Here is a 25,096-nt window from a genome sequence, read left to right as displayed (position 1 = left end):
CCTTGGGGTCTCGGAATAAAATTGGTTTGAATTTGATGCGTCAAATCCAAATCCACCAGAAGGGAACAACAACACAGCGATCGGTGCAGAGAATACTGTAGGCACAACCGGCACCCCACCTGGAAGTGGGCCATTTCCAGATGCAGCTCGTAACAACAATACAGCAGTAGGCTACAAAAATGTTGCTGATGGCACTACTAACACAACAGGCAGCAACAACACCGCTGTAGGCATGGAGAACGAAGCTAAAGGTGACAATAACACCGCTGTAGGCATGCAGAACAAAGCCACGCAACGCGACGCCACCGCTGTAGGCTTCCAAAACCGTGCTTTAGGCGCTGATAGTGTTGCCATTGGCAGCAATAGCACAGCAAACCCTGCTAGTAGTATTGCGATCGGCAATGCCGCAAATGTTGCTGCTGGATCAGCAGATGGGATTGCGATCGGTCGTAGTGCTCAAGTCACTGCTGCTCAAGGCACAGCATTGGGTGGTCAAGCTACGGTCAACGCCCAAAACGGAACTGCCTTGGGTCACAATGCTCAAGTGATAGCTGTCAACAGTGTGGCTATCGGGGCAAATTCCGTCGCCAATCAGCCAAATACAGTTTCTGTGGGTGCACCGGGTGCAGAGCGACGTATTACTAATAATGTTGCCACACCGATTAATCCCACGGATGCCGTTAACAAAGCCTATGTGGATGGTATGGGGACAGCAGCTCTAAGCGCAGCAAATGCTTATACAGATGCCCAAATTAACAAATTAAGGGGTGAGGCTTTTGCAGGGATTGCCTCGGCAGCAGCTCTAATGCCGATTGTTCCTGCCCGTTCTGGGGAAACCACATTTAATGCCGGTGTTGCGACGTATGGTGGCTATACAGCGGCGGGGGTGGCCATGGCACATCAAATCGAGCCGGTCATTATTGATGCAGGTGCGAGCTTTTCCAGTGTTGGATATCCTTTGGTTCGCCTAGGAATCGGTGCTCGATTCTAGCTTTGGCCACAGTTGTCCTCTAGTCTTTTACTGAATATAGAGCCGCGTCAAAAGCAGCTCAGCTTGCTTATTTACTCTATCATAGATAAAAGTTTATAATCTTTTTATTTTTATTAATAATCCAAAATACCGCTGTGTAGAGACTCTTTGGTGCTTCTTATTCATTTCATCTTATTCATTTCATTTCAACAGTGATCTCCCTCAGTTGTTATGATGGATTTAGAAAGAAAATCAATACTTACCTAAAATCAAGATGCTTTATTAGCTCACTATAGCAAGAATTCCTGTTGAATACATCATCAAAAATGCTCAAAAAAGTAACGATGCTTCCTGTGATGAATAATGATCCCCATGAGTTGCTGGAGATACCGCAAACAACCTCAGGTCAGGTACCATCCTTTTCTTCGCCATCCATATCTTCGGTATCTTTTCTTAACTTATTGATCATTGAAAAAATCCCCCAAGCGGGTGAAATTTTATATCCCCATCTCGCAGAGATTGATTACATTTGCTATCAAGTTCACACCTGTCTGTATTCTCACTTAACTCCTGGTGTGGTTGCTCAGGCCAAACCCAATGTCCTTGTCCTCATTGCTCAAGGAGATCATGTTCTTAAAGCCGTGCAAACACTCCAGCAATGCTATCCACATTTGCCCCTAGTTGTGATTGATCCTAGCGATCGCCCTGATCTGGCAACTCAGATACTCCACAGTGGTGCTCAGGACTACTTGAGCTTTCAGGAACTTAGTCCCAACGTGCTGGCACGTAGTATCCGCCGCGCCATCGATCGCCATCAGGTGGAACAGCAACTCTTGCGCCAAGCCCAATACGATCGCCTACTGGTGCAAATTACCCAGCATATTCATCAAACCCTTGAACTTTCAACGATTCTCGAAACTGCTGTCAAGGAGGTGCGGGAACTTCTCGAGTGCGATCGCGTGCTCATTTATCGTTTCCTTGATGACTGGCGCGGCATTATGGAGGTGGAAGCAGTTCTTCCCCCTTGGTTATCGGCCCTTGGGGACGTTGTGGGGGATTCCTGTTTTACAGAGCGATATATCGAAGCCTACAAGCGCGGTCGCATTCATGTAGTGAATAACTTAGACACAGCTCCTGTCGTCCCTTGTTATCGGGATCTGCTGGCACACTATCAGGTCAAGGCTACTCTGGTCGTACCGATTGTTGTCGAGGGGCGGCTTTGGGGGTTGCTTATCTGTCATCAATGCGCCCATCCCCGCGACTGGCAAGACGGTGAAATTGAATTGATTAAGCAAATTTCAACCCAGTTGGCGATCGCCATTCTGCAAGCGGAACTCTATCAAAAAGCCCAAAGGGAAATTCAAGAGCGCAAAGCCATCGAAGCCCAACTCCTTTACCAAGCTCGCCATGACCACCTCACCCATTTACCCAATCGCTGGCTCTTTGAGGAACACTTGCGTACGACCCTCAGCCATGCCGCAGCGCACCCCAACTACCACTATGCCGTTCTCTGTTTGGATTTAGATCGCTTCAAGACCCTCAACGACAGTCTCGGACACTCCATTGGCGATTTGTTCCTGCAAGCACTTGCCAAGCGGCTCAGTCGTTGTGTCAGTCCTCAGGATGTCGTAGCCCGCTTAGGTGGCGATGAATTTGCCGTGTTGCTCAATGATATTCAGGGCCTAGAACAGGCTCAAGCCATTGCCCAAGGGCTGCGGGAGCGGCTCAGCCACCCCTTTGAAATTGATCACTACACCCTCTACAGCACTGTGAGTATTGGCCTTGTGATGGGAGGTGCCCATTACACCAGTAGTGAAGAACTCTTGCGGGATGCTGACATGGCCATGTACCACGCCAAGATCAAAGGACGCAATCGCATTAATGTTTTTGACCCTATCATGCTGCAACAGGTGCGCGATCGCCTGCATTTAGAAGTCGAACTGCGGCAAGCCATTGAACGGGGTGACTTTGCCTTACACTATCAGCCTATTGTCAATCTCCGTAGCCAACTTCTGAGAGGTTTTGAGGCGCTGCTCCGTTGGCAAAAGGGGGATACCCTCATTTCCCCTGAGGTCTTTATTCCTGTTGCCGAAGAAACAGGGCTGATTTTTGAACTCTCCCGCTGGGTCTTGCACAATGCCTGTGAGCAGTTGCAGCAGTGGCAGCAAAAGTACCCCAAACTCCAGTCCATGGGCTTGACAATGAGTATCAATCTTTCTGCTAATCAATTTTCGTTGCCCACCCTTGCAGCTGAGATTGAGCAAACCCTTAAGCATCATCATTTAGCCGGTCAATTTCTCAAGATCGAAATTACCGAGAGTACGCTGATGCAGCACTTGGATTCTACCCGTGAAATCCTCGCCGAGCTGAAGGGGATGGGCGTGCGCATTAACATTGATGACTTTGGCACGGGATATTCCTCCCTGAGCTATTTGCGCAATCTTCCTCTTGATGGCATTAAAATTGACCGCTCCTTCATTTCCCAAATGGATCGCAGCCAAGAAGACCTAGAGGTGGTACACACGATTTTGGTTCTAGCGCGCAACCTGCACCTTGATTGCATTGCCGAGGGCATTGAAAATACGACCCAACTAGAACTGTTGCGCTCTCTCCGTTGCACCTATGGTCAAGGCTATCTTTTTGCTCCGCCGCTGGCTCCCGACAAGGCCGAAGTTTACCTCCAAGAGCACATCCTCTAAAGTACATGAAGCCCAGACCCCCTGCTGAGGCGAAGTGGTGGTGTCAATGCCAACCTGAGACTTGAGAGTCCACAGGTCACACAAACAAGCTCAGCTTCTAGACGAGTATCGGGAACTTTTGCCCAAATACTCCTCACTGTCCTTTCGGCAAGTGAGTTTAAGAATCCCTCTAGCAGCGATGCAGATGATGGGGTTTCGAGTTACCCTAGAGCAATTTTACTAGCATGCAGTTGATGATGGCTAGGAAGTGAGTACATTGAGAATCAGGGCTACGATGATTCATTTATTGGCAACTCCGCTTCGCTTCATTGCCGCGCGTTAACCCCCACCTGCTACGCGAGGATGGGGCAGTGCAGGCTAAATTTGTTCAAATCAAGTTGAAGCTAAAGGTTGATAACAAGTTGATTTGCCGTTACTCCTCACACCCTTGAATCAAGTAGGGAAATTGCACCGATAGAGGGGGTTAATAACATTAGCTCAGATTATAAATTTACTGTTCTCCATATAGGTCACGCTATGTCTCAATTGTCGCGTCGTCGTTTTCTAATGACTGCCACTGCTACCGCCATGGGGGCGATCGCCCTCAAGGGATGTGCTCCCGCAGAAACTCCCCAAGGACAACAGCAGGGAGGGGGGACGACCACTACGGGTGCAGTGGAAACGGACACGATTAAATTAGGTTTTATGCCCATTGTGGAATCCGCTCCCCTGATTATTGCCAAAGAAAAAGGCTTCTTTGCTAAGCATGGTCTCACCAATGCTGAAATCTCCAAGCAGGCCAACTGGGCCAGTGCTCGGGAAATGTGGTGATTGGCTCCGCCGCCGGCGGGATTGATGGTGGTCAGTGGCAGATGCCCATGCCCTATGAGCGTAGTCGCTATCTGATCTTTCATCCCTTTTACTACAACAGCCCCCTTGATCAGGGGTTAGCACGACAAACTCTAATTAGCTTGACCCGCGTTGCCCAAGGCTATGGGTTGGCCGCCATTGTCGGAATTACTCTGGGGATTTTGGTGGGAACCAGTAAAGTCCTGAATAAGTCCCTCGACCCCATCTTTCAATTTCTGCGCATGGTGGCACCCTTGGCGTAGGTACCCATCTCCCTTGCGGCATTGCGCCAAAATGAACTCGCCGCAATCTTTGTGATCTTCATTACCTCCATCTGGCCGATTCTCATCAATACCGCTGTGGGTGTACGGGAAATTCCCCAAGACTACCTTCATTGCAAAAGGGGGAGAAAACAATAGTCCACACTACCATTGGCAATGGGTGTGCCCATAGGATTTAGGATAATGGCAGTGCTCTTGGATGTCTCAGATGGCCAGTTTATTTGACCACAACTTTCGCTATCCCGATCGCGCCCGCGCCATCTTCAAAGGACTGCAACGTAATCTCTGCCCTATCCTTCTAGAAGAAGGCGCCTGTGGACAGCGCAGTTTCTCTCCTCGGGAAATTGCCGCCCTCATCACCAGTGCTGCTGCCCAAAGAGAAAATGCTGCCATTGCTGAATGGGAAGAGGGGCAGCGTGGCTCTCATAACTCAAAGGAATCCCAGACCATGGCTTAGTGGATGAGTTCTCAAGCACACATTTTAGAAATTGAGTCCCTGAGCGTCCACTACGGTGGCATTTGTGCTCTGCGAGGGGTAAGTTTGTCCATTGAAGCCGGGGAGTGCATTACCCTTGTGGGTGCCAATGGTGCCGGTAAAACGACTCTCCTGCGCGCCATCTCTAAACTCGTTCCCAGTGAAGGCACTATTCGCTTTGCCGGTCAATCCATTGCAGGGCGATCGCCTCATGAATTAGTGAGGCTGGGCATTGCCCATTGTCCAGAGGGGCGTCAGGTTCTTGCACGCCAAACCGTGCGCGACAATCTCCTGCTGGGTGCCTACTGCCGTCGAGATGAGGCGCAGATTGAACAGGATCTCGAAGCACAACTCAAGCGTTTTCCCAGACTACGGGAGCGGCAACACCAACTGGCAGGAACCCTTAGTGGTGGTGAGCAACAAATGCTGGCGATCGCCCGTGCTCTGATGAGTCGTCCCCGCTTACTGCTCCTCGATGAACCCAGTTTAGGCTTAGCGCCCAATTTAGTGCGGGAAATTTTTGCCATCTTGGCGCAACTGCGGCAACAGGGAATGACGATGCTGCTGGTGGAGCAAAATGCTCATCTTGCCTTGCAATTGGGCGATCGCGGTTATGTGCTTGAAGCGGGTCAAATGACCCTAAGCGGCAGTGCAGTAGATCTCCTCAATGATCCACGGGTTCAGCAAGCCTACCTTGGTTAATGCTATGATGAGAAAGATGGACGTGTGGCTCAGTGGATAGAGCATCAGATTCCGGTTCTGAGGGTCGGGGGTTCGAATCCCTCCACGTCCGTTAATCAAACTTCAGAGGTATGGCTGAACCCATTACCCGTTCCGAATTGAGCCAAGTCTTGGATGCTATCCAAGGGATGCAAGCCGACATGCGGGTAATGCAGACTGCCATCCAAGCCATAGAGAAAAAGCTGGATATTCACATTGCCACTAGTAACGAGAAATTCCAAAGGCTTGAGGACAAAATTGATGCTGTTGAAGCCAAACTGGAACAACAGATTAATGCTGTGGAGGCCAAGCTTGAACAGCGCATTAATGCCGTCGAAGCCAAACTAGAACAACAGATTAATGCCGTGGAGGCCAAGCTTGAACAGCACATCAATGCTGTGGAAGCCAAATTTGAGCAGCGGATTGATACAGTAGAGTCCACTTTACAGGACATTTCCAAGCGACAAGCAGGGACGGATGCACGGCTGTGGGGGTTCCTAGTGACACTGTTAGTGGCTGCCGTTGGATTACTGACAAAACTCCTCTTCTTTGATTTACCGCGTCCCTAGGTTGCGATCGCCCGTCCATTTCTTACGCTACCTTAAAACTGGCTTTGTCTTTCTTCGCCGGTATGTTTCTCAATCTCAAAGACATCATTTTGCTGTTGCATCCCATCCTAGCTTGCACATTTATCTTTCCCGTGCTGGGGATCACCGCCTTCTTTGCCCTCCAAACGCGGCAGCGTCGCCTCAAAGACTCCGCCTCAATTTCCACTACGGTGGGCAGTTGGCACGTAAAGTTGGGCAAGCTCTTAGCTGCCGGCGTGATCGGCATTACATTGGTAGCCTTGGCCTATTCGGTCGTCTTTGGGTTTCAGGGCTTCTTGATGCAGGCGGAGAATAACACGCTGCAACCCCTCTCTGTGGTTCTTGTGGCATTGATGTTTATTGCTACCATTGCAGCCACGGTGCTTCTCTATCGTGCTCAGTCAAGGCTGTGGCGTGCTGTCTTTGCCACCCTCTCCGGGATGGGGGTGGTCATTCTCGCCTTTCAGCCAGGGGTCTTTCGCCGCGATGACGAGTGGTGGGCTTCCCACTTTTACTTTGGCTTAGGGGCTGTGATGCTGATGATTTTTTCTGTGGCCATGGTGCGTGAGATCTACCAAGATCGATCGCTCACGTGGCGGCGCATTCACATCGGTTTGAATTCCCTTGCGTTGATTTTGTTTCTCTTACAGGGGATCACGGGTACCCGTGACCTCTTGGAGATTCCCTTGAGTTGGCAGGCTCCCGTGGTTTATCGGTGCAACTTCGATCCCCAATCGCCTCAGTTCAAAACCTGTCCCTAGAAGCGCGTCAGGATATACAAGAGCACAAAGAGAATAATCCAGATCCCATCCACAAAGTGCCAGTAGATTTCTGCCATGGCCACCCCCGTATGCCTGTGGGCGTTGTAATGTCCGGGGCGGCGCGATCGCCAGATCACCCCCAAAATCAGCAAAATGCCGACCAAGACATGGAGGCCGTGGAAGCCCGTCATCACATAGAAGCAGTTGGCAAAGACATTGGTGCGTAGGCCGTAGCCAAGCGTGAGGTACTCATAAACTTGCCCGCCGAGGAACACCGCCCCCATGGCCGCCGTGATCCAGTACCACTTGCGCATACTGCGAACATCATCCTTTTTGATGGCAACATCACCGTAGTGGATGACAAAGCTACTGGAGATCAGGATGAGCGTGTTAATGGTGGGCACGAGAAGTTCCACCTCGGTGCCTTCCGGTGGCCATTGCTCATGCATGCCCCGTAGGAGTAAATAGGCGGCAAAGAGGCCGCCAAACATCAGAGATTCAGAAATTAGAAAAATTAGCAACCCTAAAACCCGAAAATCTGGATGTTCATGGGCATGATCAACGGCTATGGCCGTCGCTTGAGAGTCAACAGTACTTTGCATGGCGATCGCTCCTAGAATGTCCTACTCTTCCTCGTCCTCATCCGTACTCCCCCTGCGCTGCTCAATACCGTAGTCATAGGGACCTTTGGTGACCACGGGCAACACTTCCCAATTTTCAATCAGCGGCGGTGAACTAGTTGTCCACTCTAGGCTGAGACCACGCCAAGGATTGTCGCCGGCAATTTTGCCCTTATTCCAGCTCCAGAGGACATTAATCAAGAAAGGAATAATCGAGAAAGCCAAGACAAAAGCACCAATTGTACAAATCAGATTAATCGGCTCAAACTGGGGATCGTACATGGCCACCCGCCGTGGCATCCCTTTCAGTCCCAACTCGTGCATCGGCAAAAAGGTTAGGTTGGTGCCAATGAAGGTGAGGACAAAGTGCAGAATTCCCAAGCGCTCATCGAGGAGTCGCCCCGTCATTTTGGGGAACCAGTGGTAAATCGCGGCATAGAGACCAAAGACGGAACCCCCAAAGAGCACATAGTGAAAGTGGGCTACCACATAGTAGGTATCGTGGACGTGAATATCCACAGGGGCAGTCCCTAAGGTGACACCGCTGAGGCCACCCAAGACAAACATTGACAGTAGGCCAATGGCAAAGAGCATGGCACTGTTGAGACGAATTTTGCCCCCCCAGAGGGTCGCCACCCAACTAAAGATTTTCACCCCCGTCGGTACGGCCACAATCAGTGTCGAAATGGTAAAGAACATCCGCATCCAAGGGGGCGTCCCGCTGGTGAACATGTGGTGTACCCAGACAAAGAGACCCACGCAGCAGATGGCCAAACTGGAGTAGGCGATCGCCTGATAGCCAAAGATGGGCTTACGGGCATGAACCGGAATCACCTCGGACATAATGCCAAAGATGGGCAGAATCATCAGGTACACCGCCGGGTGAGAGTAAAACCAAAACAGGTGCTGGTAAATGATGACATTGCCACCGGCATCGGGTTTATAAAACGAGGTGCCAAAGTTAATATCAAACAGTAGTAAAATTAGACCCACTGCGAGTACGGGTGTTGACACTAGCGCTAGGAGGGAGGTAGCCAGCATTGCCCAGCAAAAGAGGGGGAGTTGATTCCAGCGCATACTGGGCACTTTCATTTTCCAGATGGTGACAATGAAATTCACCGATCCCATAATGGAGGAGGTGCCCACCAGGACAATCGCCAGAATCCACAGACTCTGAGCCGTGGTGGCGGTTATCGTACTCAAGGGTGGATAGGCAGTCCAACCCGCTTGGGCACCGCCAAAGAGAAAACTGGCCAAAAGTAACGCCCCCGCCGGCGGATTTAGCCAAAACGCCAAGGCATTTAGGCGAGGAAAGGCCATGTCCCGCGCCCCTATCATCAAGGGCACCAAGTAGTTGCCAAAGCCCCCGATCGCTGCCGGCACCACCCAAAAGAAGATCATGATCGTGCCATGGTTGGTCATGAAGGCATTGTAGAGATTGGGATTCAGAAAATCGGAATCGGCCGTTGCCAGCTCCGTGCGCATGGCCACCGCCATCAGGCCACCGATGAGGTAAAAGATAAAGGCGGTCACCAGATATTGAATGCCGATGACCTTGTGATCGGTATTGAAGGTGAAATAGTCGTACCACTTCCACGCCTTGGGATGCTCAGGGAGCGACAAGGGGGTTTCTAGCGGCAGTTGTGCTTGCGCCATAACTCTCTCAAGAATGCAACCGTAGGAAAAAACTAACGCTTGTCAGGAGAATGGTGGTGGGTCATTGCTTCCACCTGCGCCACCAATTGCGGGGTTACCCCCATCTCCTCGACATGGCGATCGCGAAGGGAGGGGATGACCGGCGCCGTTGCTGTCATCTTGTTTTGGCTGCGCCACGTTTCAAACTCCTCTGGGGTATGTACGACCACTTGGGTGCGCATGGCACCATGGTAGCCACCACAGAGTTCAGCACAGACAACGGGGTATGTCCCCACCTTAGTCGCCTTAAAGCGCAGTTCAGTGGGTACACCGGGAATCGCATCCTGCTTTAGACGAAATTGGGGCACCCAAAAGGAATGGATGACATCGCGGGCAGAAAGGTTTAACTGTACATCCTTGCCCACCGGAATATGGAGTTCCCCAGAGACAATGCCGCTGTCGGGATAGGTGAAAATCCAGGCATATTGCATACCCGCCACATCCACCACTACGTCTGGGGTTTTGCCTTGAACATCGGGGCTGGCGCCAATGCCAATTTCAGGGGTTTGCGCAGCTGCTAAGAGGGCAGTTGCATCGCTGGTGGTTTTCGAGGGGGCTTCGGCAACAACAGCAACGGCTTGCTTCGGCGTATGCATCGAGTGCAGGGCATGATCCCCTGGATTGAGACCCCCCATGCGCTGGAAAATATCCACACTGTAGATGCCAAGGAAAATCACAATTAGGGCGGGAATCGCAGTCCAGAAAGCCTCTAGGGGTAAGTTTTCCTCAACGGGCAGGCCATCCCCTTCATCACCGGGGCGGCGGCGATAGCGAATCACAAAAAGAAGAATGGCACCCTGCACCACCAAAAAGAGGGCGGTACCAATTGTGAGCATAATGTTGAAGAAGTTGTCCACTAAGGGCGCCTGCTCAGAAGCTTGTTCCGGCAGAAGGCCATGGTGCTGTCCAACCCAGAAACTAATCAGGGTGACAACAACGCCGGCGGTCAGTGTCCAAATGGGGGCGGGTATTTGTTCCATGGTGCCAAAGCGTCCAGAAAATCCCATCCTGATCCTAGGCAGATTCCCTAAGGATGTGGGTTAAAAGAACCTAAAGATTTATGTTGATTTCTTCACTATTGTGGAGGCTGCGAGGTACCCCCTTGCCTGTGGTTGCGTCCTAAGCTAAGGATGACTCCCTAAAACCGAAGGTTATGCCGGAGGAGGAAAAGAGATGCTGAGCGTGGTGACCTTGGCAGGAGCGTCGCTGGCCACTCTTCAATACTCGACCCACAGGATAGGGCAAACACAGGTGCACATGGTGGCAGCGCCGATGGCGGACTATCGAGTCGTCATGACCGAACCTGCCCCCGCTGGTGAAGACACCTATCTAGAGACGACGGCGGCTTTTGCGCGGCGCACAGGAGCGGTGGCAGCCATGAATACGAACTTCTTCCGCTGGTTGAATGCTCAATCTCTGCCCTCTTTGCAGGACTATCAAAAATGGATCATGGGCAAGACGAATCCTGAGGGCATTGGTTATCGAGCACTGCGGCAAACGTGCTTAACCGGTCGAGGTACGATTCCGGCCGGGCTTCTCGGCACCTACATTGTTAACGGTCGGGTGGTGCGTCCCTACGAGAGGGGCTATGCAGCAATGGTTCACTTTCCTGCCCAAGGCGGGATTGAGTTTTATCGCGGCAGGTTACCAGCGCAGCCGTTTCATGTGGTGAGTGGCTCGCAGCAGTTGTTAGAGGCAGGTAAAAAACTCCCTGTGGATGGGAGCGATCGCACCTCACCGAAGGCGATTCTGGGCAAGCGGGGCAATGAGTATATTTTCTTAGTCAGTGATGGGCGGGGCAACGGCGGTTCGCCGGGGGTATCCTTTCCCCAGCTTCAGGCCTTTTTACTCGAGCAGGGGGTGACGGATGCCACGGCAGTGGATGGTGGGGAATCGGCGACCTTAGTGGTGGAAGGGGAAGTGAAAAATCATCCCCGAGATCGCTATTGCGAATTGGCCCGTTGGTTACCCGCTCCCACCCTTACGTTTCTAAATCCTAAAGAGGAAGCGCGTGAAGCGGCAATGGCCATGGGGCGATCGCTGAGACCTGTGGGTGCCAATATTGGCTTAGTACCGCGAGACCAGCCCCGAAGTTCCTTTTCCTTTGCTTTTTGGGAGTGGATTCAGCAGCGGCTGCTCACGCGACTGCGGGCTTGGCGAGACTGGGGCTAGTGTTTCAGCAGGGAAGCCAGATTTTGTTAAAATCCTAGTGTTCACTTTGACCTGCAAGCAAACGCCATGATCCACTTTGCGTACCCTCTACTGTTGACGATTACCCCTTCCCTCAAAGGCTTCTTCATTGGCTTGGTGTCGGGAGCCGTGGTTTTGGGTCTCACCTTCATTGCCCTGATCACCATCAGCCAAATTGATAAAGTGCAACGCTCTTCCTAAGGGTCAGACCAACGGGTGCGGTTGCCACTTGTCGCTAGAATAGGGTCATGGCCATAGAGCTGTGACTCTTAGTGCTATTTTGCCCTCTCAGGCAATGGTTTATAATGACTTATCTTTTCTTTTCTCCTCTCCTTGGTCAAATTGTCAATGTTGGACTCGGGCCTGCTGGCATCTTGGGGATTGGTCTAGCGGTTGCGGGTGCGCTCCTCTATTTTTTGCGCTCGATTCAGCCAGAGCTGGCGCGAGATCACGATATTTTCTTTGCCGCAGTGGCTCTCCTGTGCGGTGGGATTCTCTTTTTTCAAGGGTGGCGCCTTGATCCCATTCTTCTCTTTGGCCAGTTTCTACTGACGGGGACTGCTGCATTTTTTGCCTACGAGAGTATTCGTTTGCGGCGAGTGGCCACAGAGCAGGCGCGGCGGAATACCCCAATTGTAGATGAAGAGCGACCCGTCAGCCGCAGCTACACTTACCGTGCAGAGATAGAGGAACTTGAACCCTACGAAGACGAGGAAGAAGAGGAGGACTATCCGCCCCTACGGCGCATTCGCGGTAGCCGTGAGGTGTCGCGATCGCGCTATGAAGATGAGGATTTGGAGGATACTCCCCCAGTAGGACGGTTACCCTCACGGCGCAGCAGCCCGTCCCGTACTGAACCTCCCAGCCGTTCTAGTGTACGTCGTCCCCCCTCTCGTCGTCCTCGACCAACAACGCCAACCGCAGATGAGATTGTGGATGAACCTTATCGCCCGCCGACACCAACGCGCCGTCCCACCCGCCGTCCTCCGCCGCCTACTACAGAAACAGCAAGCGATCGCCCCCTGCGCCGTCGCCCTCCCCGTCCGCGTCCTGAAGGCACCACCGATGGCAGTGAGTATGTGCCCTATCAGCCCTTGGATCGTCCCCCTACTGACGAGCAGGATAACTCCGCCAATTTTGATGATGAATAGACCCTAGGAGCAAAGGCGGTTCACAATGCGTCGCTATTTTCTGGTTTCAGTCCTTGGCTTGGCAGCCATTTGTGGGGGGGTTCCGAAGCAAACCTGGGCGGCTCCCCTAGCGCAAGCTACCTCGGCTGCGCTACCGCAATCGGTGCAGGCGGTGGTCAATGGTTTAGATGCAGCAGCTAGTCAAAAGAATTTAGAGGCGGTCTTGGCCTTCTATGACCCTGAGTTCAAAACAGGGGATGGCCTCACGCTGGACATATTGCGCAAACAACTGCCGACGTTTTGGCAGCCCTATCGCGACATCCGCTACCGTACAACCGTCAATCGTTGGCAGCAGCAGGGCAATGACTGGATCTTGGACGTTAGAACGACAATTGAAGGCAGCGGCGGCACTAGCGATCGCCCGCAAATCCTGCGTGGCAACCTCCAAGCCACCCAAGTAATTCGCAACGGCAAAATTCTCCGCCAAGACATTACCCAAGAGAATACCACGGTGACCATTGGGACAACACCGCCCACCGTGCAATTTTCGCTTCCCCAAACCGTGCGCCCCGGTGAAGAATTTAGCCTCGATGCCATTGTCCAAGAACCCGTTGGCAACGCAATTCTCCTTGGGGCTGCCAGTGACCAGCCCATTAATGCCCAAACCTACGCCAATCCCGGTTCTGTGAAATTGGAACTCCTCTCTGCGGGTGGCATTTTTAAGGTGGGACGCGCCCCCCAAGAACCTGGTAACCGTTGGGTCTCGGTGGCCTTAATTCGAGATACCGGCATGGTCTTGATTACACAGCGACTGCGGGTAGAAAAACCATGAGTGAGGCGGAGTCAACCCCTGTAGCGGAACCTACTGAAAGTATTGAGGCGACTCCTGAGGTTGAGCACGGTGCACCGATTGTCAGTGGCATTGTTTTAGAACACTGCGCAGGGCGCTACCGACTCACATTGCCCACTGATTTGGACTGGATTGATCTGTGGCCGCAGTTGCAACTATACTTTGTCGGTCAAGAACACCTCTGGTCAGAGACCTTACCCGTAGATTGTGCCTGTGGACAGCGGCTTTTAGATCAATCCCAGATTCAACAGTTGGCGGAAGCTCTTAGCGAGCATCAGTTGCGATTGGACAAAATTATTACCGAACGCCGCCAGACGGCGATCGCCGCTGCGACCCTTGGCTACAGTGTCCAACAGGGGGAACTGCCCCCCTTACTGGCCAAGGAGACCAATGGCGACCCAATAGCCACAGCCAACCCCCTCTACTTGAAAACAACCCTGCGATCGGGAATGGAAATTCACCATGAGGCCAGTGTGGTCATTGTCGGCGATGTCCATGCCGGTGCCAGCATTATTGCCGCCGGAGATATTATTGTCTGGGGACGCTTACGGGGGGTTGCTCACGCCGGTGCTAAGGGTAACTTAGGGGCACGGATTATGACCCTAGAGATGGCGGCCACCCAGTTACGGATTGCCGATTTTGTGGCTCGCACCCCGGCCCCTCCGAACCCTCCCTATCCGGAAGTAGCCTATGCAACAGAGCAAGGGATTCAAATTGCCCCTGCCTTGAGTTGGGGACGAGTCTTCGCTTTATCTGAGGCGCCTTGAGATAATCTATTCTAGTAAGCCAATCGCTAGGAAGTTGAATGGGGCGCACGATTGTCATTACTTCGGGTAAAGGGGGCGTGGGGAAAACAACTGCCAGTGCCAATATTGGGGTGGCCTTGGCCAAATTGGGGCGATCGGTGGTGCTCATTGATGCGGACTTTGGCTTGCGCAATCTCGACCTCCTGCTTGGTTTGGAAAATCGGGTGGTTTATACCGCCATTGATGTGCTGACGGGGCAGTGTCGCTTGGATCAAGCCCTTGTGCGCGATAAACGCCTGAATAAGTTGGTGTTACTGCCCGCTGCCCAAAGCCGCAATAAGGATGCCATTACCCCGGAGCAAATGCGACAGTTGGCCTCAGCCCTGAGTAAGCACTATGACTATGTCCTGATTGATTGTCCGGCCGGGATCGAGGCAGGGTTTCGCAATGCCATTGCTCCGGCTCAGGAAGCCTTGGTGGTGACTACCCCAGAAATTGCCGCGGTGCGGGATGCCGATCGCGTGATCGGTCTTTTGGAAGCCTACCGCATTCGCAACAGCCAGTTGATTTTGAATCGCTTGCGCCCGGCAATGGTGGCCGCCAACGATATGATGTCCGTCGAAGATGTCCAAGAAATTCTTTCGATTCCCCTGATTGGCATTGTGCCGGAGGATGAGAAGGTCATTGTTTCCACCAATAAAGGGGAGCCTCTGGTTTTGGCAGACTCGCCATCGCTGGCGGGTCAGGCTTTTATGAACATTGCCCGCCGCTTAGAGGGGGAAAAGGTGGAGTTTCTCGATTTAGAGGCAGCAAGCGGGGGATTATTTAACCGGATTCGACGCTTGTTTGGGGCAAAGGGATGATCAGTGAACTTCTGGAGCGGCTGTTTACGCGGACTCCCCCCAGTCGCACCACTGCCAAAGAGCGCTTGAAGCTTGTCTTGGCGCACGATCGCGCGGCGCTGACGCCGGAAATTTTGAACAATCTGCGGCGCGATATTTTAGAGGTGGTCTCCCGCTATGTGGAGCTAGACCCAGAAGGGATAGCCGTTTCCCTAGAGTCGGATCAGCGGACAACAGCCTTGATTGCCAATTTGCCGATCAAACGGCTGAAGCTCTCCCCAGAGGAGGTTTCCCCATTAGAAAACGAGGCAGACGCAAGTTGAGTACCGTTGCAGTTGGACTAGCGGCGATCGCCAGCGGCGCGATCGTGGCACAGGCACCTTGGGCGGCTGTTTTAATGGCCCGCCTGACAGCAGGTTGGCGACGCCCTGCCCCCTTGGAACCGCAGCCCTCACGCCCGGAAAACTTAGCCAAAGTCTCCATTGTCGTACCGACCCTCAATGAGGCGCAGCGGCTGCAACCCTGTTTAGAAGGCGTAATGCGCCAAGGCTACGAGGTGCGGGAAATTCTGATTGTGGATAGTCATTCCCAAGATGGCACGGCTGAGATGGTGCGGGCAGCACAGCATCGCGATCCCCGTCTGCAACTGGAGTTTGATCCCCCCTTACCACCGGGGTGGGTGGGACGGCCTTGGGCATTACATACGGGCTTTTGTCGTGCCCATCCCGATAGCGAGTGGATTTTGGGCATTGATGCGGATACGCAACCGCAACCCGGCCTTATCGCCAGCCTTTTGGAGACGGCGCAGCGGGAGCAATTGGATCTCGTTTCCCTCTCACCACGGTTTATTCTCAAGACCGGGGGCGAATGGTGGCTACAACCGGCGTTGCTGTTAACCTTGATCTATCGCTTTGGGGCAGCGCGTGCAGTGGAAACTCAGCCGGAACGGATTCTAGCCAATGGTCAATGCCTACTGATCCGGCGATCGCGCCTTGAGGCCATGGGCGGCTACCAGGTGGCCGCTGCTTCCTTTTGCGACGATGTGACCTTGGTGCGGGCGGCGGCGGCTAGGGGGGCACGGGTGGCCTTTCGCGATGGCTCAAAGGTGCTCAAGGTGCGGATGTATGAGGGGATGGCCGAAACATGGCGCGAATGGGGGCGATCGCTTGACCTCAAAGATGCCACACCAGCAGCCCAAGTGTGGGGCGATGTCTATTTTCTCTGGGCAGTGCAGGGATTGCCGTTGCCTTTGTTAGTTTTGGGAGGGATCGCCCTAGCAGTGACTGCTCCCACCTTGCCCCTAGAGATAGCCACCCTGCTCAATGGCTTGCTGGTGCTAATCCGCTGGGGCATGATGCTGGCGATCGCCCCCGCCTACGATTGGCAAACCGGTCAAGGGCGCTGGCTCTTTTGGCTTTCCCCCCTTGCGGATCCCTTGGCGGCACTCAGGATTACCCTCTCCTCTTGGCAGCGTCCCAAGCAGTGGCGGGGACGGATGTACCCTGCCAAAACTCAGACTTTGCTGTAGGTTTTTATCTTTATGACACTTGCCTTTGCTCAATTCTTGGTCTTGACGTGAACACTCCACTTTTGATTGCTGCCCAAGGGGCACTTGCAACCACATTTGCGGAAATTGATGGCCGCGTCAAAGAAAATTTAGATCGGGTTCTCAGCGCCTTTCGTCAGCAGCGGCTGGGAGTGCATCACTTCAGTAGCATGACCGGCTATGGTCACGGGGATCTGGGGCGTGAGGTGCTCGATCGCGTTTTTGCAGAGGTGATGGGAGCAGAGGCTGCTCTAGTGCGGGTGCAATTTGTCTCTGGTACCCACGCGATCGCTACCGCCCTGTTTGGGGTGCTCCGCCCCGGCGATGAACTAATTTCCCTAGCGGGTGCCCCCTACGACACCCTAGAAGAGGTGATTGGCCTGCGGGGTCACGGCCAAGGTTCCCTCAAGGACTTCGGCATTCACTATCGCGAGATTCCACTGCTGAGCAATGGCCAACCCGATTGGGCAGCGATCGCCACCTGTGTCCAGCCGCACACTCGCATGGTGCTCATTCAACGCTCCTGTGGCTACACATGGCGCCCCAGCCTTAGCCTTGAGGAGATTGGCAAAATGATCCAACTAATCAAGGGGCAGAATCCCGATGTGGTCTGTTTTGTGGATAACTGCTACGGCGAGTTTGTCGAGACCCAAGAACCGCCCCATGTCGGTGCCGATTTGATTGCGGGTTCCCTGATTAAAAATCCCGGCGGCACGATCGCCACAGCGGGGGGCTATTTAGCCGGACGCGCCGATCTTATTGAGCAAGCCAGTTATCGCCTGACGGCACCGGGGATTGGCCATGAGGGGGGTGCTACGTTTGATCAAAATCGTCTGCTCTTTCAAGGACTGTTCCTAGCACCGCAGATGGTCGGCGAAGCCCTCAAATGCGCTCATCTATTGGCCTATGTTTTTGACCAGTTGGGCTATCCTGTCAACCCTGCCCCCCTCGCCTCCCGCCGCGATGTCATTCAAGCCATCCAATTGGGCAGTCCTGAAAAGCTGATTGCCTTCTGTCGCACGTTGCAACGCTACTCGCCGGTGGGGTCTTATCTAGACCCAGTTCCCGCGCCGATGCCCGGTTATGCCGATGATCTGGTGATGGCTGGAGGCACGTTTATTGATGGCAGCACGTCGGAACTGTCTGCCGATGGCCCGTTGCGCCCGCCCTATATTGTTTTTTGTCAGGGGGGGACTCACTGGACCCACATGGCCTTGATTTTAGAGGCTCTCTTAGAGAGTCAGGCGTTTTGAGGCCAGCCGTAGGCTTGGGCAACCACTTCCCATTGGCACAAAATACTCTGCTCAAAGGCTTCCTGCCACGTGGGGCATGTTTCTTGGGTGATCTGGCGTGCCTGTGTCCCCATCCGCTGGCGATAGTGGGCATCGTCTAAGAGTGGGGCAATGGCAGCTGCCCATTCTTGGGGGGCGCGACTGTAAACCACTATCCCATCTTCCCCTGAAGCTTGCACATATTTGCGTCCGCCATCAAAACCAGAAATGACGACGGGTAATCCCGCTGCCCGTGCTTCCACCACCACATTGGGGCCTGTTTCCGACTCTGAGGGAAAGACGAATAGATCACTGCTGGCATAAATTGCCCCCAATTTTTCTTGGGGCACCTTGCCTGTAAGGGTGACGCGATCGCCCAACAGGTCTTTGATAAGGGCAGCCTGTGCCCCTTCGCCAACAATCAACACATGGAAGGCCTGCCCTTGGTTAGCTAGCTCTTGAGCTGCCCGCGCCAACAGGAGCACATTTTTACTGGCATCCACCCGACCGACAAAAAGAGTGATGGCACCGCTGGCAGGTGATACTCCTCCCGTAGCCATTGGGGATTGCGAAATCGGGGATGAAAGCGATCGCGATCGATCCCCCGCTGAAACCAAGCTACCTGCTCAGGAGGCAAAAACGTAAGCAGCCAATCGGCATCCTGCTGCCGTGAGACCAGTACGCGATCGCTCGCCCGCATAAAACCCGCTAATTTGCGTTCAGCTCGCCGACCAAACCACTGATCCACTTGTAATTTCTCCAGCCATAGCCACCGCCAAAATTCCCGCCCCCAACTACGGCCACTCATGCGCCAAATAATTTCCCGCGAATAGGTGCGGGTCAGTAACGGCAAATCGGTGTGAATTGAACTGAGCAGAGGACGATGGTGCTGGCGACAAAAGCGGCGCACTGTTTCGGCAAAGCTAAAGGTATCCGTAATATGAAACACCTGATGTTGGGGTAAGTAGCGGCGCAGTCCCCGGTGAAAGGGAGCCACATCGGTCATGCCTGCCCCTTGCCGCATAATCTCCAATGAGTGCGTGCTGAACTGCGGCGGTAGCAGTTGGTAGCGAACATTGGCCGCCACTGCTAGGGTTTGCGGTTTTTCACCAAGGAAATAAATCGTTAGGTCAACGCGGTCTGGGTAGTGGCTAGCCGCTTCGGCAAAGCGTTCCCAGCATTTGACGTGTCCCCCGGCATTGGGTTGCCATTCAAGGCAAATGAAGACGGCAACAGATAGTGGTTGGGGCAAACCTAACTCCTTAAGATTGCATTTTGTTAGAGATTAACTGAATATCGCATTGTAGAGTCATGGATGGTTTCACATGATGGGCTATCGTAATCGCGCGATCGCCATCCTCTTGGCGTTGGCCGGCATCTTCCTCCCCGGTCTCCATAAGTTTTATTTGCGCCAACCTCTGTGGGGTGGAGTTTACCTACTGCTGGGGCTACTCTTTTCAACAGTGCCCTACGGTTCTCTGGGTAGCATTGCTCGCATTGCCTCTGTAATTGAGGCAGTATGGTATTTATTTCAGGGAGCCGATGCGTTTGATAGCACTTTTAACCCTGAGATTAGTGCCGTCGTTCCGAAGCTCCCCGCGCCTCATCTTGAGGAATCAACTTAATACCGCCAATAGCGACGACCTTGCCAGAAAATTCCCACGGCTGTGCCAATCAGGAACACATCGGTCAAGGGGAAAAATAGGGGTCGTAGTCCCAAGGTGCTGCCAAAAAAGCTCAAGAATACACTCCCCACTAGGACACACAGAAATAACGCCCAGAGGGTGCCGCTATAGATAGGGGCTGGATTGAACCACACCTCCAGAGCGAGCACTGCCACCATACCAAGGCTAATACTTAGACCAAGGCGGACTAATAGAACCAAGGGAGGCTGAAGCAGGATGAGCAGTGCCTCGCGGACAGATGCAACGGTACTGGCAATATAGTAAATCCCAGTGTCAAACAGCGCTGCAATCAAGGCAACGAGAAAGCCTGTAGGCACTAGCGATCGCCAAGGCAGCGCCTTAAACTGTTGCCAAGGATCGGACACAAGCAAGACTCACATCAAGTTGGTAGAACCTAAGGCATAGGTAGCTCGCCGAGGCTCATTTCCAGCTCCATGCGCTGTTCTATCTGGCGCAGAAAATACCCCGTCATCATGGCTGAGGCCAATAACCCCGCAAGGTTATCGCGATCAGTAGCAATTTGGACATTAAAGTCCTCGGAGGGAAGACCCCCCACGAGACCTTGGACATTTTGGCTGATAATTTGGCGAATTTCTGGACTGACGGAACGGGCAATGCGGGTCAAAACTTCTGGTGATTGGCTTTGCAGGTACTTTAGAAGCAGATTGGGTTGCCCATCATCCGTAGAAGACTGGTAGAAGTTAGCGTTTCCAGGATCAAAAACCATACGCAGTGCTCGTTAGTTATGTTAACTATATGTTACCAAACCAAAATGCGCTACTAGAGCTAAGACTCCCGTGCTACCTGCTCTAACTGTAGAATAGACCTCAGCACTCGGTGAGACTGAATACACAAGGATTCTTGCATGACCACCCTCGATCAGCTTCAGCCTGCCAACCCCCGGGAAGTGAATATCTTTGCCCCCTATATGCGTGCTGAGAAACGGCCACTGCTGCCCTTGGGCATTGCCCTTTACCGTCTGGGGAAGTTAGAGGGACAACGGGGGATTGAAGGCGGTAACAATGTTGATTTTGTTGCCACATGGACAGTGGCTAACTTGCCGGCGGACTTATCCCGCTGCACCGTCACCTTTGATAACTCTCCTGATTTGCAGTATGAAATGTCCATCACCACATTTGAACTGGTGGATCATCTCATTGACGTGATTGTTAACTATAAAAAACATCGTATTGCCGATTTTTCCAAAGCGTTTTATCGTAAGCTGTTACGGCTTGACTAAGGATAGCGTGTTTTGGGTTGGGGTTGCGGGAGGAGTAACTAAACGGTGGCAAAGCATTTATTGATTGGTTCCATTGTGCCCTATAGCGGCAAGTCCGCAACGGTTTTAGGATTAGCTAAGCTTTGTCGCGATCGCCACCTCCGCATTGCCTACGGCAAGCCCCTCGGCACGTACCAATCCGCTACCGAGAGCGAAGAAACTGAAGCGGATGTCAGTTTTTTACAACAAACTCTTAACCTAGACAATGTGCGACCCACATTGGTCACCCTGACCCCAGAAGCCATCAAAGCACGGCTGACAGGCACCGATCAGCAGGATTATCACCAAGCCCTGGCGGCCTATCACAACCTCAACAGCGAAGACTTGGTGCTCCTTGAAGGGCCAGCGACTTTAGCGGAGGGACGACTGTTTGATCTAGGGCTAGCCCAGATGGCAGCAGTGTTGGATGCACCGATTTTACTGGTGGTGCGCTATGAGTCCCCTTTAGTGGTGGAATCGCTACTCCTAGCCAAGTCTGAATTAGGCGATCGCCTGCTGGGGGTGATCATCAACGACATTCCCCAACCAGAAGCCCAGCCCTTGCCTGCCATTCGCCAATATCTCGAGGCTCATGAAATTCCGGTGTTTGGCATGTTGCCCCGCAGTCAGTTGCTGCGCAGTGTCAGTGTCAAGGAATTGGTGCGCCAGTTAAATGCCGAAGTCTTGTGCCGTCCGGATCGCTTGGATTTGCTCGTAGAAGAACTGACAATTGGGGCAATGAACGTCAGCGCTGCCCTGAAGTACTTCCGTAAAGCGAACAATATGGCGGTGATTACCGGCGGCGATCGCACCGATATTCAATGGGCTGCCCTAGAGACCTCCACCCACTGTTTGATTCTCACGGGTCATTTGCCACCCTCCCCTGCCGTTCTTGCCCGTGCCGAAGAGTTGGAAATTCCCATCCTCTCTGTGGATCTGGATACACTGACAGCCGTGGAAATTGTGGATCGTGCCTTCGGTCAAGTGCGTCTCCATGAAATCGCCAAAGTCAAGTGTGTTGAGCAAATGATGCAGGAGCACGTGGATGGCGATCGCCTGCTGGCGCAGTTGGGACTCTTGACGGTTGAGGCCTAAGGTTTGGCAGTTAAGGCAAAAATCAGTACTTGGGTCGGCGTTTTGCCATCAAAGTTGTTATCGCCAATGATATAGAGCGATCGCGCCCCATCGGCCAAAGGAGGACCAAAACTCATCCCCTCTAAATTGGTCAAAGGAATTCCCAGGGTTTTGAAATCCAAAACTAACCGTTTCTGGACGGGACGAATGGTGCGCAGATCAGCTGGCAACGTGGCCATGCCAAGGGTATCCGTGGCACCGGCAAGAGAAACCTCAAAGAGCTGAATGCCATATCCCTCCCTTGGGCTATAGCTGCGCTCCAGACTGAGAAAATGGCCACCGTTGTCAAGGGCAAGCAGCTCCACCAGACCGTTAAACACTGCCCCTGAGGGATCCAAGGGATAGAGATGCTCCGCCAGCAACACAGGCGCCACCTCCCCCCGCAGGTAATGGAGCAAACGGCAGTAAAGGGGGAGATTGGGACGGACATCCTGGGCAAGGGCAGATTCCACGCCGACAAACAGGCGATCGCCCGCCGGAGAAAGCGTCAGCGCCTCAAAGCCGAGATTATTGCGAATGCCCTGCCCACCATGGGGGAGATAGTAGGGGGGAATGGGGAAAGTGGTGATCCGCCGCCCGTTCTCGCGGGCAAACTCCTTGATCCAAGGGGGGCTAGCCGTAGCCGTCACCCCTTCGCTGCTAATGACAAGATGCCCCTCCGGTGTCAGCGCGATCCCCTCAGGGTCGGCAGTGTTGACGGGATACCCCTCACCCTTGGGCTGCCGCAGAAAGGTCACCCCCTTGGGGACAATGGTTTCAGGGGTAATCTCAAGGGTGTAAAACCGAGGCTGTCGGCGATCGTCACTAAGGGCATAGAACTGCTGTTGACGCGGATCGTAGGTCAAACCCGACAGCCCCCCCACCTCGGTACTCTGCCACTGGCTGCCCACGGACAATCGCACTTCGCCGCGAAATTCCACCCCCACATTCAGAAATAGGCGCTCCTCCGCTCGCACTTGGGGCAAGGCACATCCCCACAGTAGGCCAAGGAGCAGAATGCCCGTTAGCAGGCGTTGCCAGTGCATAGGTTAGCGGTTGCGGTTTGTGCCTTGGCCACCTCCCTGTTGATTTGGGCGTTGGGGAGCAGCAGGTTGATTGGCTGGATTAGGGCGTTGGGCATTGTTGCCACCGCTCTGTTGCACGGCAAACTGGATCGCCTCAGGGGTTTGTAACAGTTGAATTTGACCCGCCACAGGATCGTTGGTGCTCAACATGGTTGCCACCAAATTATCGAGCATGACGACACGGATACCCGTATCTTTGGCCAATTCAGGACGCTGCTGGCGGGCTTGATCCACTTCGCGTTGTAGCTGGGTTTTGTCAAAGTAAAAGGGAATAAATCGCTGGGTGCGGGTCTGACCGTTTTCGCGTAGTTGTGCCTCAACAGCAATAGGGTTACCCGTTTTGCTATCGGCTAGGAAAAAGAGGGGGGTGCCGCCCATGAACGGCTTGCCATCCTTGGTCAGAATTTTGCCATCGCGCTCCACTAGATCGCCACTTTGCTTGAGCAGATTTACGGCCGCTTCCACTTGCGGTTTGGAGGGAATAATGTCCACACCAATGGCAGGGTTCTTTTGGCTTTCGAGGGCAATTTTCACCGCACCACTGAGGGCGGCTGCGGAAATGCGAGCCACCCGACCCACCTCTGGCTGCCGAGTTTTAATGGTGTTCAGAGCTGTTTGAGCATCCTGCTGATTGATAAAGAAGGTAAAAACTTGAATTTTCTTGCTTTGATCTTGGGGATTGAGCATCTCAACGGTCAGCGGTTCCCCTTTATCATTGGTGATCATAAAAATGGGCACATTGTTGAGAATCCGCAGCACTTGTTCTTCGGGTAAGGCAGTGGCAATGTCATAGCGGCTGAGGGCGGGTGCTAACCACAGGCTACTCACTAACCCTGCCAAAACACCCAAATGTGCCAATCTTTTCATAGAGTCTCCTAAATGAATGTTCCATTGCAGTAGGTGAACTCTCCAAATTTCAGTCCCTTAGTTGTGGAGAGGGGGGCGATCGCAATATAGTACCTAACTCACACCAGAAATTATGCACTAAGTACAGCCCTTTAGTATGGAATACAAAAAGGGGATACAATCCTTTTCCCTAGTGGCTTTCACGGTTTTCATCGTGTGCCATCCTTGTGAAAGGGGCTGTAAGTAAATATTTTTACATATCAAGTACTCCCTTTGCTTTCCCAGCCTAAGCCAATTTGACGCAATGTACAAGGGATAAGTTTCTACACCTTTTGGGAACTAGCGTTCAGTCTCTAGGGAGTCTAAGCCAGTAGTGCTTTTGAACCAGCCCTTTCGCCAGAAAAAGAAAAATAAACTGCCCGCTACTGTCAGCATGACTGCCCAGCAGGCCGGATAGCCCCAATACCACTCCAGTTCTGGCATATTCCAAGGGGAAGCGTCGGGATCAAAGTTCATACCATAGATACCGAAGATACCGATAATAAAGGTCAGCGGTATGAAGATGGTCGAAATGATCGTCAGAATTTTCATAGGGAGTTTCTAAGATGCGACGGCTGGCCTGATCCGGCTGATAGTCAATGAGAATGATTCTTGGCGGTGGAGCATCGGCCTCGATACTGAGGGTACCGGGCATGGCTGCAGGTTTATCAAAGAAGTAAAGTAATCTTCGAGGTAGTTATCTTCTTCCTCGGCAGGAGGCGTGGGGTCAGGGGGGGTGCACTACGGAAACAGTGAAAGGGTTTTCTAGCCATAAAGGGGGGGGGGTAACAGCAGTAACCGATAAATTAACCAAAATTACACAAGCTTATACTTTTATGGTGTATGGTCTGAGCAAACT

At 52.9% G+C, this 25,096-nt stretch carries 27 protein-coding genes, 1 tRNA gene and 3 pseudogenes; 21 read left to right on the top strand and 10 right to left on the bottom strand.

Annotated features, from left to right (window positions below; translation table 11 throughout):
• Positions 1-274: 274 nt before the first annotated feature.
• The 9 genes and pseudogenes from ACK4IR_RS11480 to ACK4IR_RS11440 all read left to right on the top strand — a co-directional run bounded on the left by ACK4IR_RS11480 (position 275) and on the right by ACK4IR_RS11440 (position 7,321).
• Positions 275-991 carry a YadA-like family protein gene (locus ACK4IR_RS11480; RefSeq protein ID WP_409874488.1) on the top strand — a complete coding sequence of 239 codons (717 nt, stop codon included), beginning with the start codon at positions 275-277 and terminating at the stop codon, positions 989-991.
• A gap of 440 nt (positions 992-1,431) precedes the next feature.
• Positions 1,432-3,669, top strand: a complete 2,238-nt coding sequence (locus tag ACK4IR_RS11475) for a putative bifunctional diguanylate cyclase/phosphodiesterase (RefSeq protein WP_409874487.1) — start codon at positions 1,432-1,434, stop codon at positions 3,667-3,669.
• A 516-nt stretch (positions 3,670-4,185) separates the two neighbouring features.
• A pseudogene (locus ACK4IR_RS11470) lies at positions 4,186-4,556 on the top strand (ABC transporter substrate-binding protein); the annotation flags it as partial.
• Positions 4,539-4,901, top strand: a pseudogene (locus ACK4IR_RS11465) (ABC transporter permease subunit); the annotation flags it as partial. The pseudogenes ACK4IR_RS11470 and ACK4IR_RS11465, both read left to right, overlap by 18 nt.
• Before the next feature lie 85 nt (positions 4,902-4,986).
• On the top strand, positions 4,987-5,235 hold the full coding sequence (locus ACK4IR_RS11460) for a hypothetical protein (protein WP_409874486.1): 249 nt from the start codon (positions 4,987-4,989) through the stop codon (positions 5,233-5,235).
• Positions 5,236-5,238: 3 nt separating this feature from the next.
• A complete protein-coding gene (locus tag ACK4IR_RS11455; protein ID WP_409874485.1) occupies positions 5,239-5,955 on the top strand; it encodes an ABC transporter ATP-binding protein in 717 nt (238 codons plus the stop codon).
• A gap of 18 nt (positions 5,956-5,973) precedes the next feature.
• Positions 5,974-6,046, top strand: a tRNA-Arg gene (locus ACK4IR_RS11450).
• Positions 6,047-6,065: 19 nt separating this feature from the next.
• Positions 6,066-6,542, top strand: coding sequence for a hypothetical protein (locus tag ACK4IR_RS11445; RefSeq protein WP_409874484.1), 477 nt, complete (start codon positions 6,066-6,068; stop codon positions 6,540-6,542).
• 62 nt (positions 6,543-6,604) lie between these two features.
• Positions 6,605-7,321 (top strand): DUF4079 domain-containing protein, encoded by a 717-nt coding sequence (locus ACK4IR_RS11440; RefSeq protein ID WP_409874483.1) that lies wholly within the window; start codon positions 6,605-6,607, stop codon positions 7,319-7,321.
• Here ACK4IR_RS11440 and ACK4IR_RS11435 read toward each other — a convergent pair.
• From ACK4IR_RS11435 to ACK4IR_RS11425, 3 genes are read right to left on the bottom strand one after another with little or no spacing between them, the layout of a single operon-like run.
• Positions 7,318-7,923, bottom strand: a complete 606-nt coding sequence (locus ACK4IR_RS11435) for a heme-copper oxidase subunit III (protein WP_409874482.1) — start codon at positions 7,921-7,923, stop codon at positions 7,318-7,320. The genes ACK4IR_RS11440 and ACK4IR_RS11435 overlap by 4 nt on opposite strands.
• Before the next feature lie 21 nt (positions 7,924-7,944).
• The gene (gene ctaD, locus ACK4IR_RS11430) at positions 7,945-9,597 is read right to left on the bottom strand and encodes a cytochrome c oxidase subunit I (protein WP_409874481.1); all 1,653 of its coding nucleotides are present in this window, start codon (positions 9,595-9,597) and stop codon (positions 7,945-7,947) included.
• 32 nt (positions 9,598-9,629) lie between these two features.
• The gene (locus ACK4IR_RS11425; protein ID WP_409874489.1) at positions 9,630-10,616 is read right to left on the bottom strand and encodes a cytochrome c oxidase subunit II; all 987 of its coding nucleotides are present in this window, start codon (positions 10,614-10,616) and stop codon (positions 9,630-9,632) included.
• A 193-nt stretch (positions 10,617-10,809) separates the two neighbouring features.
• Here ACK4IR_RS11425 and ACK4IR_RS11420 point away from each other — a divergent pair, with 193 nt between their 5' ends.
• The 9 genes from ACK4IR_RS11420 (at position 10,810) to ACK4IR_RS11380 (ending at position 18,193) form a co-directional block, all read left to right on the top strand.
• A complete protein-coding gene (locus ACK4IR_RS11420; protein WP_409874480.1) occupies positions 10,810-11,808 on the top strand; it encodes a phosphodiester glycosidase family protein in 999 nt (332 codons plus the stop codon).
• A 66-nt stretch (positions 11,809-11,874) separates the two neighbouring features.
• Positions 11,875-12,027, top strand: coding sequence for a photosystem II reaction center X protein (locus ACK4IR_RS11415; protein WP_233838523.1), 153 nt, complete (start codon positions 11,875-11,877; stop codon positions 12,025-12,027).
• 104 nt (positions 12,028-12,131) lie between these two features.
• The gene (locus ACK4IR_RS11410) at positions 12,132-12,977 is read left to right on the top strand and encodes a Ycf66 family protein (RefSeq protein WP_409874479.1); all 846 of its coding nucleotides are present in this window, start codon (positions 12,132-12,134) and stop codon (positions 12,975-12,977) included.
• Between the two features lie 25 nt (positions 12,978-13,002).
• Positions 13,003-13,788: a nuclear transport factor 2 family protein gene (locus ACK4IR_RS11405; protein WP_409874478.1), complete on the top strand. Its 786-nt coding sequence runs from the start codon at positions 13,003-13,005 to the stop codon at positions 13,786-13,788.
• A complete protein-coding gene (gene minC, locus ACK4IR_RS11400; RefSeq protein WP_409874477.1) occupies positions 13,785-14,573 on the top strand; it encodes a septum site-determining protein MinC in 789 nt (262 codons plus the stop codon). The genes ACK4IR_RS11405 and minC overlap by 4 nt, the downstream gene beginning before the upstream one ends.
• A gap of 38 nt (positions 14,574-14,611) precedes the next feature.
• Positions 14,612-15,415 carry a septum site-determining protein MinD gene (minD, locus tag ACK4IR_RS11395; protein ID WP_409874476.1) on the top strand — a complete coding sequence of 268 codons (804 nt, stop codon included), beginning with the start codon at positions 14,612-14,614 and terminating at the stop codon, positions 15,413-15,415.
• Positions 15,412-15,717, top strand: a complete 306-nt coding sequence (gene minE, locus ACK4IR_RS11390; RefSeq protein ID WP_409874475.1) for a cell division topological specificity factor MinE — start codon at positions 15,412-15,414, stop codon at positions 15,715-15,717. The genes minD and minE overlap by 4 nt, the downstream gene beginning before the upstream one ends.
• Complete coding sequence (cruG, locus tag ACK4IR_RS11385) at positions 15,714-16,922, top strand: 2'-O-glycosyltransferase CruG (protein WP_409874474.1); 1,209 nt, start codon at positions 15,714-15,716, stop codon at positions 16,920-16,922. Before minE ends, cruG begins: the two co-directional genes overlap by 4 nt.
• 47 nt (positions 16,923-16,969) lie before the next feature.
• Positions 16,970-18,193 (top strand): aminotransferase class I/II-fold pyridoxal phosphate-dependent enzyme, encoded by a 1,224-nt coding sequence (locus ACK4IR_RS11380; protein ID WP_409874473.1) that lies wholly within the window; start codon positions 16,970-16,972, stop codon positions 18,191-18,193.
• On the opposite strand, the gene ACK4IR_RS11375 is transcribed toward ACK4IR_RS11380, so the two are convergent.
• On the bottom strand, positions 18,181-18,714 hold the full coding sequence (locus ACK4IR_RS11375) for a glycosyltransferase (protein WP_409874472.1): 534 nt from the start codon (positions 18,712-18,714) through the stop codon (positions 18,181-18,183). The genes ACK4IR_RS11380 and ACK4IR_RS11375 overlap by 13 nt on opposite strands.
• On the bottom strand, positions 18,663-19,463 hold the full coding sequence (locus ACK4IR_RS11370) for a glycosyltransferase (RefSeq protein WP_409874471.1): 801 nt from the start codon (positions 19,461-19,463) through the stop codon (positions 18,663-18,665). Before ACK4IR_RS11370 ends, ACK4IR_RS11375 begins: the two co-directional genes overlap by 52 nt.
• 73 nt (positions 19,464-19,536) lie before the next feature.
• Here ACK4IR_RS11370 and ACK4IR_RS11365 point away from each other — a divergent pair, with 73 nt between their 5' ends.
• Complete coding sequence (locus ACK4IR_RS11365) at positions 19,537-19,836, top strand: hypothetical protein (protein WP_409874470.1); 300 nt, start codon at positions 19,537-19,539, stop codon at positions 19,834-19,836.
• Here the strand turns inward: ACK4IR_RS11365 and ACK4IR_RS11360 are convergent.
• Both ACK4IR_RS11360 and ACK4IR_RS11355 read right to left on the bottom strand, forming a co-directional pair.
• On the bottom strand, positions 19,833-20,261 hold the full coding sequence (locus ACK4IR_RS11360; protein WP_409874469.1) for a hypothetical protein: 429 nt from the start codon (positions 20,259-20,261) through the stop codon (positions 19,833-19,835). The two genes, ACK4IR_RS11365 and ACK4IR_RS11360, sit on opposite strands and share 4 nt — an antisense overlap.
• 29 nt (positions 20,262-20,290) lie before the next feature.
• On the bottom strand, positions 20,291-20,623 hold the full coding sequence (locus ACK4IR_RS11355) for a DUF760 domain-containing protein (RefSeq protein ID WP_409874468.1): 333 nt from the start codon (positions 20,621-20,623) through the stop codon (positions 20,291-20,293).
• Between the two features lie 138 nt (positions 20,624-20,761).
• Here ACK4IR_RS11355 and ebsA point away from each other — a divergent pair, with 138 nt between their 5' ends.
• Both ebsA and ACK4IR_RS11345 read left to right on the top strand, forming a co-directional pair.
• Entirely contained in the window at positions 20,762-21,136 is a 375-nt protein-coding gene (gene ebsA / locus ACK4IR_RS11350; protein ID WP_409874467.1) for a type IV pilus biogenesis protein EbsA, read from the top strand.
• 45 nt (positions 21,137-21,181) lie between these two features.
• The gene (locus tag ACK4IR_RS11345; protein ID WP_409874466.1) at positions 21,182-22,249 is read left to right on the top strand and encodes a phosphotransacetylase family protein; all 1,068 of its coding nucleotides are present in this window, start codon (positions 21,182-21,184) and stop codon (positions 22,247-22,249) included.
• Here ACK4IR_RS11345 and ACK4IR_RS11340 read toward each other — a convergent pair.
• From ACK4IR_RS11340 to ACK4IR_RS11330, 3 genes and pseudogenes are all read right to left on the bottom strand, one after another.
• Entirely contained in the window at positions 22,246-23,313 is a 1,068-nt protein-coding gene (locus ACK4IR_RS11340; protein WP_409874465.1) for an esterase-like activity of phytase family protein, read from the bottom strand. The two genes, ACK4IR_RS11345 and ACK4IR_RS11340, sit on opposite strands and share 4 nt — an antisense overlap.
• Positions 23,314-23,316: 3 nt before the next feature.
• A complete protein-coding gene (locus ACK4IR_RS11335; RefSeq protein ID WP_409874464.1) occupies positions 23,317-24,219 on the bottom strand; it encodes a Tic22 family protein in 903 nt (300 codons plus the stop codon).
• 318 nt (positions 24,220-24,537) lie between these two features.
• Positions 24,538-24,789, bottom strand: a pseudogene (locus ACK4IR_RS11330) (CorA family divalent cation transporter); the annotation flags it as partial.
• Between the last annotated feature and the right edge of the window lie 307 nt (positions 24,790-25,096).

The organism is Thermosynechococcus sp. (assembly GCF_046299635.1).
In the GTDB taxonomy this organism is placed as follows: Bacteria; Cyanobacteriota; Cyanobacteriia; order Thermosynechococcales; family Thermosynechococcaceae; genus Thermosynechococcus.
This window is presented reverse-complemented; position numbering and strand designations above follow the sequence as displayed.